Below are 9077 nucleotides of genomic sequence, written 5' to 3' on the forward strand. Positions count from 1 at the left end.
TCAGTAGCGGGGACAGGATTTGAACCTGCGACCTCTGGGTTATGAGCCCAGCGAGCTACCGAGCTGCTCCACCCCGCGTCGGTGAAACCAACAGTACGGCATGGACGTGGGTGAACGCGAATCGATTGCCTTCCGGAGCCCTGTCAGGCCGCCCGCGCGTGGGTGAGCGTCTCCCAGGCGACGAACAGGTCGTCGGTGCCCTCGGGCCGTACCTGACGGGTGAGCTTCGTGGTCTGCGGCAGGTCCATCTTCAGCCGCCCCTTCAGGTGCGCGAGGCCCACCTCGGTGTCCGGCCCCATGTCCCGCTGCACCTTGCCGCCGCACAGCCAGGCCGGCGCCTTGGCGCCGAGCTGGTACCTGGAGTGGAACTCGAGGGCGGCCGCGAGCCGGTCCTTCACCTCGCCGTAGAGGTCGACGCCCTGGTGCCAGGCGGTCTCGGCCATGTGGGAGGTGGCGGCCAGGGAGTAGCTGGCGTGCTTGAAGTTGCGGCAGGTCTCCTGCGCGAGCCCGTCCTTGAACGTGGTCTGCCCGAACCAGTACTTCTCGATCTTCTGCGGGGTGTCGATGTCGCTGCCCTCGGGCTTGACCGGCAGCTTCCCGTCCGAGGTCAGGTAGAAGTAGGCCGGGACGCGGGTGCGGAAGTGGTGCACGGCCTTGTCGAAGGCGGGCTTGTCGTTGAGGTACACGGCCATGCTCATCGTGGCGTCGGCCATGACGAGGTCCCAGTTGCCGTTGAAGTCGGCGGAGCCGCCCTGCACGACGGGCAGGTAGGCGTCGCGCAGCATCCGCTGGAACTTGAGCTCCTGCCCGTCCGGCCAGCCGTCGTACGTGTACTGCATCAGCTCGGCGGCCTTGGCCCAGGAGGTCGCGGCCCAGGCGGTCTGGAGCCCGGCGTTGCCCTCCGTGTGCTTCTTCACCTTGTCCGACCAGGCGTCCATGATCTGCACGGCCTTCTCGGCGTGCGCCTTCCTGCCCGTGATGTTCCAGAGCAGCGCCTGGGTGTACGCGGCGATGGCGTCCTCACGCTCCTCGACGCAGCCCTGCCCCGGCCGGGTGTCCGGCGGGCACTCCACCACCGCGTACGGCTTCGCCTTGTAGTCGAGGTCCGCGTACTTGCTCCGGCTCATCTGCCGGTACGCGGACAGCCAGGGCTCCTGCTTGCGGGCGACGTGCTGCCGCGCCGCCGTCAGCTGGGCCGTGCCGACCAGGACGCCGGGGTGCGCGAAGGTCTGGCCGGCCGGATGTTTCTCGGGACGGGCGGCGAGCTCCGCGCGGGTGGCGGCCGAGCCGCCGCACGCCGTGCCGCCGGCCATCAGTACGGGAATCAGCAGTCCCAGGAGAACGGCTCGCGCCCGCGTGCCCGCTGCCATGCAACACCTCCGGTTAGGCCCTAGGGTCACTGGAAGCGTCACCCGCCGTCGCGGCCCGCGCAGGATCTGTTGCGCCGGTAGGGAGCGTCACGCGGGTCAAGTTTCCCCAAAGCGCGCGAACGGGTCCCCTCCGCGGCCTCCGGTGGAAAACTGGATGCGTGAGCCGACCCAAGAGGCAGGATCTCGACGACCTGGTCAGGCTGCGGCGGGCCCGCGACCGGATGGACCGGGACTACGCCGAGCCGCTCGACGTCCCCGCGCTGGCCCAGGACGCCCTGATGTCGGCCGGGCACTTCTCACGCAGCTTCCGCGCCGCGTTCGGCGAGACCCCGTACAGCTATCTGATGACCCGCCGCATCGAGCGCGCGAAGGCGCTGCTGCGCCGCGGCGACCTGTCGGTGACCGAGGTCTGCTTCGCGGTGGGGTGCACGTCCCTGGGGACGTTCAGCACGCGCTTCACCGAGCTGGTCGGGGAGAGCCCGAGCGCGTACCGGGCCAGGGAGCACGGCGCCGACGCGGCGCTCCCGGCCTGCATGTCGAAGATCCACTCCCGCCCGCTGCGCAGGCCCTGAATCAGGCGCGCCGGTTCCCCGGACCACGTCAGGCCCGGGGAACCGGCGTTCCGCGGCGGTCGGCCCACCGTACGGATCAGGAGCTGACGTGCCGGTCGCACGGACCGCCCTTGCCTCCCTTGCAGGGCTCGCCGCGCTTGTTCTTCACCTTGACGGTGACGCTCTCGTGCGCACCGTCGACGACGTACGGGCCGGTCACCGGGTTGCGGGGCAGGATGTAGCCCTCCGGCACCGCCGTCTCGCGCAGGTAGTACGTCCCGTACGCGAGCGGGTCGAAGTCGCACGTGCCCTTGCTGTCCGTGGCGCAGCCCATGCCCGTCAGGGTGTCCGGGTCGCTGCCGCCGGTCTGCAGGCCGGCCCGGCCGTTCGACTCCTTCCACAGCTCGAACACGGCGCCCTCGAGGGCCCGGCCGGTCTTCGCGTCGGACTTCTTCAGATGGAGCGAACCCTCGGGCACCACCGGCGACTTGGTGTTCCGCGCGGTCACCGAGGCGCCCTCCTCCGCATTGGCGTCCGTGAGCTCCAGCGGGCCGAACACCGCCGGGTCCGGCAGCTCGTAGCCCTCGGGTGCGGCCGTCTCCTGCCAGTAGTACGTGCCGGTCGGCACGGTCTGCGCGCACGTGCCGGCCGCACCCGTCGTGCACGGGTCGCCGAGCTTCTCGTCGGCGTTGCTCCCGCCGGTCTGGAGCCCGGCCTCGCTGTTGCTCTCGCGCCACAGCTGGAACGTCGCGCCCGGCAGAGGATCACCGGTGCCCGCGTCGACCTTCCGCACCTCCACCCGGCCCTCGTCCGGGTTCACCGGCGTCTTCGTGTTCTCCGCCGTCGCCGTGACACCGGCACCGGCGTTGGCGTCCGTGAGCTCCAGCGGGCCGAACACCGCCGGGTCCGGCAGGTCGTAGCCATCGGGAGCGGCCGTCTCCTGCCAGTAGTACGTGCCGGGAGCGACGGTCTCCTCACAGATGCCGGAGGCGCCGGTGGTGCACGGGTCGCCCACCTCGGTGTCGGGGTCGTCGCCACCGGTCTGGAGTCCGTCGGTGCCGTTCGACTCCCTCCACAGCTGGAACTCCGCGCCCGGCAGTGGGTCACCGGAGTCCTTGTCGACCTTCTCGACACGGACCGAGCCGGTGCCGGAGGGCGTGGGGACCGAGTCGCACTCCAGCTCGGCGTCGAACGGGAAGTAGTGGATCTCGCCCGCGTTCACCGGGCCGCCGCCGGAACCGCCGGACAGCGGGCCCGCCACGAGTTCGCGGGTGATGATGTCGCCCTCGAGGTTCGCCGGGTCGAGGTCGGTGAGCTTGGCGCGCGGGGCGAAGATCGTGCCCTCGACGGTGTCGCCGTCCGCGATGGTGATGTCGGTGGCGTCCGCGAAGTTCCACAGGATGTACGGGGCCTGCTGCCCCGAGACACCGGCCATGGTGGGCGTGTGCCAGGTGAACTCGCCGCCGCTGCCGGTCGTGTCGACGCTCACGAGCAGGGGCGTGTCCTGCGTCGGCGGGTTCAGGAAGGTCAGCGTGTCGATGTTGTCGAGCTGCTCGCCCGTCAGGTGCAGCACATTGGTCTGCCCCGGGGTGAGCGCGATCTTGATGTTGGAGCCGGGGGGCACGGTGTTCTGGTCGGGCAGCGGGACGCCGTTGCCGTCGAGGAGCGTCACCGTCGTCCCGCACGAGGCCATCGTGTCGGCCCGGTCGCGGTAGGTCGAGAAGAGGGAGCCGAAGTCCATCAGCCCGGACTGGGTGACCGAGTCGGCCGGCTGCTGGGTCGTGAGCTGGACCCGCGGCGTCGAGTTGTAGCCGACGCCGTCGGCCACGACCTCCGTGTCGACGCTCGCCCCGTTCTGGTCCTGCGTGAGCACGTCACTGGCGGATGTGTCGCCGAACTTGGCGTACCCCTGCTGCAGCACCTGCATCACGCCGGCCGCGCTGGTGGCCGCGTAGTCGATGCCGCCGCCGACCAGCAGGGCCGTCGGGCGGGCGTCGCCGGGCGCGGTGAACGTGCCGGGGGTGTGCAGGGCGACGTTGTAGTTGTCCCCGAAGGCGAGGTTCCCGCCGACCGCGACCGGGCCCTCCGACTCGGTGCTGCCGAACGTCGCGTCGTCCTCGGTCACGACCCCGAAGCCGTTGTTCCCGGCCACCGGGTTGCCGATGTCGACGGGCTCGAGCGCGGCGGCGCCCGCCGGACCGCCGACGAACACCACGGCCGCGAGGAGCCCGGTGCCGGCCAGCCCGGCCGCGGCGCGCAGGCCGTGCCGCGGCCCCGCAGGACGTCTCTCGACCATCTGAAGAATCGGTTTTTTCATGGCCGAAAGGTATGAAACGAGCCACTGCACTCTCGGCCACCTGCACGGGACACCCCGACCGGGCACCCGTACGGTCACGCGGGGTACCGCCGAACGCCCTCCCCACGGAACGCGGAAGCGCCCGGGCCGGCCGAAGCCGCCCCGGGCGCTGTCCGGAAGCCGTAGACCCTGTGGGACTCGAACCCACAACCAATGGATTAAAAGTCCACTGCTCTGCCAATTGAGCTAAGGGTCCAGCACGCCGGCGTCCGTCGGCGCATCCCCGAGCATAGCCCGAGGATCCCGGGACGCCGATCGGGTATCGGCATCCCGGGGGTGTCCCCTACGGGCGCGGCGTCCCGCGCAGGAACCAGTGGCGGGCCGACACCGCCCACCACGTACCGGCGAAGCCGAGGACCACGAGGACGGCGACCGGCGCGTAGTTGAAGGTCTCCCAGGTGACCGGCGAGACCTGCGGAAGCATGAAGAGGACCGTGATGACGACGACCCAGGAGACCGCCACCACCCCGATGACGGTCGACCAGCGGCCCAGGTGCCAGGGCCCGCGCTCGAACGCGTCGCCCTTGCGCAGCCGCAGCAGGGTCGGGATGACGTACGCGATGTAGAGACCGATGACGGCGATCGAGGTCACGGCCGCGTACGCCGTGACGTTGATGAGGTACGGCAGGCCGAGGACCAGGGCGCCCGCCGCCGCGAGCCAGACCGCGGCGACCGGGGTGCGGGTGCGCGGGCTGACGGTGTGCCAGACGCGGGAGAAGGGCAGCGCCCCGTCGCGCGAGAAGGCGTAGATCATGCGGGAGTTGGCCGTCACCGAGGCCATGCCGCAGAACAGCTGGGCGCCGATCACGACGAGGAGGAGGAGCTTGCCGGTGGTGGCGCCGAGCGCGTCCAGGAGGATCTGCGCGGGAGGCGCCCCGGTCGGTGAGTCCAGGGCACCCTGGTACGACTGGATCGCGAACGTGAAGCCGAGCAGGAGCACGAAGCCTGCGATCCAGGAGGTCCAGATCGACCGCACGATGCCCTTCGGGCCGGCCGTGGACGCGTCGTGGGTCTCCTCGGTCATGTGGGCGGAGGCGTCGTAGCCGGTGAACGTGTACTGCGCCATGAGCAGGCCGATCAGGACCACGTAGACGCTGGAGCCCCAGCCGGTGTTGTTGACGAACTCGCCGAAGACGAACGACGCCGACTGGTGGTGGTCCGGGGTGAAGGCGAGCGCGGCGACGATGACGACGACGCCGAGGACGTGCCACCACACGCTGACGCTGTTGAGGAGCGCGACGATGCGCACGCCGAACGTGTTGAGCAGGCCGTGCAGCAGCAGGATCGCGGCGAAGAGCAGGATCGTGCGGCCGGGCGTCACCTCGAAGCCGAACTGGAGGTTCAGGTACGCGCCGAGGAAGGACGCGGCGCCGAAGTCGATGCCCGCGGTCACGGCGACCTGACCGAGCACGTTGAACCAGCCGGTGAACCAGGCCCAGGCCGCCGCCGACCGCTCCGGTGCCAGCCGGTGCGCCCAGAAGTAGAGGCCCGCCGACGTCGGGTACGCCGAACAGATCTCGGCCATCGCGAGCCCGACGAACAGCGTCATCAGGCCGACGCCGACCCAGCCCCAGGTGATGAGCACCGGGCCGCCCGTGTTCATGCCGAACAGGTACAGCGTCAGACAGCCGGACAGGACGGAGATGATGGTGAACGAGACGGCGTAGTTCGAGAAGGCCGACATCCTGCGGGCTAGCACCTGCGTGTAGCCGAGCTGGGCGAGCCGTTCCTCGTCCGAGCCGGCTCCCGCGGAGGCGGCTCCCGCCGGGCCGGCCTCCGTTCCGCCCGCCCCGTTCACCCCGATCGCTTTGTTCGCTTCACTTGTCATGCCCCCAGCGATGCCCGCGCGGGGCGCCCCGCATGCTGTGGATCACGGGGCGGCCGGAACGGGGGACGGAGAACGGGGAGCGGGGAACGGGGTCCGGAGAACGGCGACCGGGATACACGGAAGGGCCCGGGAGACAGTCGCTGTCTCCCGGGCCCTCACCTCACGTGTGCGGCTCAGCCGTTGCGCTTCCAGCGCGGCTTGTCGTCGCGGCGGCCGAAGGACGAGCCGGAGCCGGCGCCCCGGTGGTCGTCACGGCGGCCGTACGGGCGGTGGCCGCTGGAGGGACGGTCGTCGCGGCGGTCACGGTTGAACGGGCGGTCGCTGCCCCGGTGACCGGAGGGACGGTCGTCACGGCGGAAGCCGCCACGGTCGTCACGGCGCTCGAAGGAACGGCCACCACGGTCGTCGCGACGCTCGAAGGAACGGCCGCCACGGTCGTCACGGCGCTCGAAGGAACGGCCGCCGCGGTCGTCGCGGTTGAAGCCGCCGCGGTCGTCGCGGTTGTCGCGGCGGAAACCGCCACGGTCACCGCCCCGGTCACCACCGCGGTCGTCACGGCGCTCGAAAGAACGGCCACCACGGTCGTCACGGTTGTCGCGACGGAAACCACCACGGTCACCACCGCGGTCGTCACGGCGCTCGAAAGAACGGCCACCACGGTCGTCACGGTTGTCGCGACGGAAACCACCACGGTCACCGCCCCGGTCGTCACGACGGTCGTCACGGCGCTCGAAGGAACGGCCACCACGGTCACCACCGCGGTCGTTGTCCCGGCGGTCGCGGCGCTCGTAGTTGCCCCGCTCGTCCCGGCGCTGGCGCGGCTCGTACGAGGACGAGCGCTCCGGCTGCTCCGGGACCTCGGCGACGACGGCGGCAGCGGCCTCGGCCGCGGCGGCGACGGCCGCGGCCACGCCCTCCTCGTCCTCGCCGCGGTCACGGGCGGCGCGGGCGGTGAGGCGGTCGGCCTCCTCGCGCAGCTCGCCGGCGCGCCGGGTGGCGCGCTCCAGCTGCTTGGTCAGGGAGGCGACCTCGCGCTCGGCCTGCTGCGCCGCGTTGCCCGCGGACTCGGCCTGGACCTCGGTCATGGAGCGGGCGCCGGTGATCTCGGCGACCTCCGGCTCGAAGGCGGCGCCGCCCTGGATGATGTGCCGGCCGGCGTCGACGCCCGCGTCCTCCATGAGGCGGAAGATCTGGCGGCGCTGGTGCGGCAGCGACAGGGAGACGACGGTGCCGGTGCGGCCGGCGCGGGCCGTGCGGCCGGCGCGGTGCAGGTAGTCCTTGTGGTCGCCGGCCGGGTCCACGTTGAGGACCAGGTCGATGCCGTCGACGTGGATGCCGCGGGCGGCGACGTCGGTGGCGACCAGGACGTTGACGTAGCCGTCCTTGAAGTCGGCCAGGGTCCGGGTACGGGCGCCCTGGGTCATGCCGCCGTGCAGCGCGTCGGCCTTCACGCCGGAGTCGCGCAGCTGCTCGGCGACGCGGTCGGCGCCGAGCTGGGTGCGCACGAAGATGATCGTGCGGCCCTTGCGGGAGGCGATGGCCGCGGTGACCGGCGCCTTGTCCTTGGGCTTCACGATGAGGATGTGGTGCGACATGGTCGTGACGGCGCCCTGGGCGGCGTCGACCTCGTGGCTGACCGGGTCGTTCAGGTAGCGGGTGACGAGCGTCTTGATCTCGTTCTCCATGGTGGCGGAGAAGAGCATGCGCTGGCCGCCGGCCGGGACCTGGTCGAGCAGCTCGGTGACCTCGGGCAGGAAGCCCAGGTCGGACATCTGGTCGGCCTCGTCGAGGACGGCGACCTCGACGTTGCTCAGGTCGGCGGCGCCGCGGTTGATCAGGTCGCGCAGCCGGCCCGGGGTGGCGACGAGGATGTCGACGCCGCGCTCGAGGGCGTAGATCTGGTTGCCCATCGACGTACCGCCGCAGACGACCTTCATCTTGAGGCCGACCTGGTCGCCGTAGGGCTGGAGCGCGTCCGCGACCTGCATCGCGAGCTCACGCGTCGGCGTGAGGATGACGGCGCGGGGCTTGTGCTTCTCCGAGCGGCCGCCGGCCAGACGCGTCAGCGTCGGCAGGCCGAAGGAGAGGGTCTTGCCGGAGCCGGTGCGGCCACGGCCGAGGATGTCCTTGCCGGCCAGGGCGTCCGGGATGGTCGCGGCCTGGATCGGGAAGGGGGTGGTGACGCCGTTCTGCGCGAGCTTGCGCACGACCGGCTCGGGCAGACCGAGGTCCGCGAAGGTGATCGTGGGCTCGGCGGGCTCGGTGGCCTCGCCGACGGCTACGGCGTCGGTCGTCTCGTCCACCGCGATGGCCTGGACGGCGCCGCCGTCGACCTCGTCGTTCGCGGGCAGGACGGACTGGTCAGAATGAGAAATGGACATGCGAAATGCGAAACCTTCCGGAGTCTCGGCACGCGCCCGTCAACTCCGTGTATTCGCAGACTTGCAAATCGACCGCCTCAATGCGGTCCAGCCACGGCAAGGGAGAGTACGCGCCACGCGGCGCTCTCTTCTACGGCGCCGGGCAAATGGGATCAAACGATCTACCACCATACGCACCCACCCACCCCCGAGGCAAATGCGCCGCCTGAGACCCCGCTCACACGGGGGGGCTGGCACCCGGCCCGACCCGGCCCCCGGACAGGCCGAAGACAGGCCGGCAGGCCCTAGGCCGGCGCTCCCGCGCGGGGCTGCGGCTCCACCATCATGACGCGCGCCGCGCCCGCCTGGGGGTGCGCGGAGGACGACGGCTCCGCGGTCGTGGGGTCCGGCGACGGCGTCTCGGGCTCCGTGGGGTCCTCGGTCGGCGTCGGGTCCGGCCGCGTGGTGTGCGGCGGGCCCGGGCGGCCCGTGGTGGGCTTCCCCGGGCCCGGACGGGTCGGGCGGGCGCTGCGCGTGGCGGACGCGGAGGCCTCGGCGCCGCCGCCCTTGCCGTCGTCCTGCGCCGTGTCCGCGTCGCGGTCCGCCCGGTCC

5 protein-coding genes, 2 tRNA genes and 1 pseudogene are annotated in these 9077 nt (G+C 71.5%); 1 reads left to right on the top strand and 7 read right to left on the bottom strand.

The genetic code is table 11. From position 1 onward, the window contains the following. Positions 1–4 precede the first annotated feature (4 nt). Positions 5–78 (bottom strand) — tRNA-Met (locus GTW43_RS04585). Positions 79–143: 65 nt separating this feature from the next. Next, positions 144–1370, bottom strand: coding sequence for an alginate lyase family protein (locus GTW43_RS04590; RefSeq protein ID WP_161300328.1), 1227 nt, complete (start codon positions 1368–1370; stop codon positions 144–146). A 221-nt stretch (positions 1371–1591) separates the two neighbouring features. On the opposite strand from GTW43_RS04590, the gene GTW43_RS04595 reads away from it, so the two are divergent. Continuing rightward, positions 1592–1942 (top strand): helix-turn-helix transcriptional regulator, encoded by a 351-nt coding sequence (locus GTW43_RS04595; protein ID WP_161300330.1) that lies wholly within the window; start codon positions 1592–1594, stop codon positions 1940–1942. Between the two features lie 76 nt (positions 1943–2018). Here the strand turns inward: GTW43_RS04595 and GTW43_RS37855 are convergent, their stop codons facing one another. The 5 genes and pseudogenes from GTW43_RS37855 to GTW43_RS04620 form a co-directional block, all read right to left on the bottom strand. Continuing rightward, the gene (locus tag GTW43_RS37855) at positions 2019–4238 is read right to left on the bottom strand and encodes a choice-of-anchor A family protein (protein ID WP_237536406.1); all 2220 of its coding nucleotides are present in this window, start codon (positions 4236–4238) and stop codon (positions 2019–2021) included. A 162-nt stretch (positions 4239–4400) separates the two neighbouring features. Further along, positions 4401–4473, bottom strand: a tRNA-Lys gene (locus tag GTW43_RS04605). Between the two features lie 87 nt (positions 4474–4560). After that, positions 4561–6105: an amino acid permease gene (locus GTW43_RS04610; RefSeq protein WP_237536407.1), complete on the bottom strand. Its 1545-nt coding sequence runs from the start codon at positions 6103–6105 to the stop codon at positions 4561–4563. 173 nt (positions 6106–6278) lie between these two features. Further along, positions 6279–8486 carry a DEAD/DEAH box helicase gene (locus GTW43_RS04615; protein ID WP_161300329.1) on the bottom strand — a complete coding sequence of 736 codons (2208 nt, stop codon included), beginning with the start codon at positions 8484–8486 and terminating at the stop codon, positions 6279–6281. A 284-nt stretch (positions 8487–8770) separates the two neighbouring features. Further along, positions 8771–9077, bottom strand: a pseudogene (locus GTW43_RS04620) (hypothetical protein); the annotation flags it as partial.

This window comes from Streptomyces sp. SID5785 (assembly GCF_009870065.1).
Taxonomy (GTDB): domain Bacteria; phylum Actinomycetota; class Actinomycetes; order Streptomycetales; family Streptomycetaceae; genus Streptomyces.

Bases quoted from the DNA above. Each gene is read 5' to 3' on its own strand.
- GTW43_RS04610 (WP_237536407.1), bottom strand. From the start codon at position 6,105: ATGACAAGTGAAGCGAACAAAGCGATCGGGGTGAACGGGGCGGGCGGA.
- GTW43_RS04595 (WP_161300330.1), top strand. From the start codon at position 1,592: ATGGACCGGGACTACGCCGAGCCGCTCGACGTCCCCGCGCTGGCCCAG.
- GTW43_RS04590 (WP_161300328.1), bottom strand. From the start codon at position 1,370: ATGGCAGCGGGCACGCGGGCGCGAGCCGTTCTCCTGGGACTGCTGATT.
- GTW43_RS37855 (WP_237536406.1), bottom strand. From the start codon at position 4,238: ATGAAAAAACCGATTCTTCAGATGGTCGAGAGACGTCCTGCGGGGCCG.
- GTW43_RS04615 (WP_161300329.1), bottom strand. From the start codon at position 8,486: ATGTCCATTTCTCATTCTGACCAGTCCGTCCTGCCCGCGAACGACGAG.